Source organism: Aquabacterium sp. (assembly GCF_030652515.1).
In the GTDB taxonomy this organism is placed as follows: Bacteria; Pseudomonadota; Gammaproteobacteria; order Burkholderiales; family Burkholderiaceae_C; genus Aquabacterium.
In genome coordinates this window covers 1-1,602 of the sequence record NZ_JAUSAR010000092.1, presented here as the reverse complement: position 1 = coordinate 1,602, position 1,602 = coordinate 1, and the positions used below count along the sequence as shown (strand labels likewise).

Here is a 1,602-nt window from a genome sequence, read left to right as displayed (position 1 = left end):
CGCACCGAGAAGTAAATCCATTGTAGACGACTTTAATGAAACGGGGTGTTGTAAGCACGAGAGTAAGCTTGCCTTACGATCTGCTGAGACTAAGCCTCCGCTTTCTGGATTTTGCACACCACGCGCACACAACAACAAACTTCTGTTTGCTTGCTGTAGGCTGTCTTGTTGCTGCAACATGTCCTAACAAACCATTTTTATTTCCCCTGAGGGCGTACCTGTACCCCCTGTCCAGCTCCTTGTTGGGGAGTGGTTGGGGGACTGCACAACTGACTCAGGCTGCGAGCATAAAAATGACTTGTGAGGAGCCAAACTTTTGTACTTCCAACTGATTGTCGTGGAGGTGAGATGCCAAGTATGTACCCCCTGGCCAACCGTGTGGCAAGCCTCGATGCAAACGGCCGGGCGCTCTCTCGCTCCACTCGTCTCTCTCCACTCCTCTGTTTGTACCCCTGCCCGTTTCGTTTCCTCCAACACACAAGTTTGACGTTTGCTCGGCGTTTGCTTGTTCGTGCGGGGCTTCCCGGACTCGGTTGTTTTTACTTGGCGTGCATGCATTTGCCCAGGCGCCGTACGTCAACGTTTTCATGCGGCCGCCCTTGGCGTGTGGGGCTGCGTGGGCGCGCTCTCATTTTCGTTCGTTGCGATGCGACGCAGGGAACACACCGATGGCTGCCTGCAGTATTGGCGCTCGGCGCGCTCTCGCGGGCCGACACGCTTGCGTTCCACCTGGCACAACTTCAACTTCAAGTTGGCGGTGAGCCACACAGCACGCTGCTGTAGGGTTGGTTTTGCGTGTGACCAACCGCGCTCGACCCAAGGGGAGCCCGCACGCAGCAGACAAGGCTGGTCGGTGGGTGCTCCCCGCAATTCACTTAGGCCCCGCAAACGCCGCGTCGTCACCTCGCTGGTGTGGCGGCTGACCAGGGAGGAAAGAGAAGAAGAAAAAAAAGAGAAGAGAGAAGAGAAAGAGAGTGTTTCCCCGAGGCTTGTGTGGTGTGTGGTGTGTGGTGGTGGGGGTGCCCGTGTGCCTCCTCTTCCCCACCCCCCCGGGCGGCCTGGCACGCACCAAAAACCCGAAATGTAGGGGAACGAGGCGCGCAATTCACTCACAAACACGCGCAACGCAACCGCACGGCCCACACGCATCGGCACTTGGACCAGGTTCCGGAGTGTAGCTCTTGCCTGCCTTGGAAATTGGGGCATTCGACCACAAGTTTGAATGTTGCAGAAAGACTTAGGCGCACACTTAGGCCAACAATCCCGACTGAGGAACTGTACGCATTCCTAAGTCATTTTTTCCAAGCCCTGAGGCGTTTGAAAAAGTTCGCAAAAATTTCACTGTGAAAAGAAAAAAGACTTGGACTGAGGAAAATTCCCAAGTCGTGAGAGTCCCCAAAAAAGTGAACAAATATTTTGGCAACCCCACAAAAAGTACTTTAAACGTACAATTTAAAAGGCATTGCGCTCGTGCACCTTTGCACCCTTCATGGAAGAGTGCAAGAAGTCGTCCGAGGTGCGTCGCAGCAATGTGACCTGCGGGCTTGATTCGTGCTTTTGCCACCACACGATCGTAGGGGTTGGCTCCGCGACCGAAGCTTC

2 protein-coding genes are annotated in these 1,602 nt (G+C 54.7%); both read right to left on the bottom strand.

The features are described from left to right. The coding region (locus Q7V20_RS11455) for a hypothetical protein (RefSeq protein ID WP_304790827.1) at nucleotides 1-180 on the bottom strand (180 nt) is incomplete at its 3' end. Nucleotides 181-1,249: 1,069 nt separating this feature from the next. Beyond that, on the bottom strand, nucleotides 1,250-1,602 hold a 353-nt coding region (locus Q7V20_RS11450), incomplete at its 5' end, for a hypothetical protein (protein WP_304790826.1).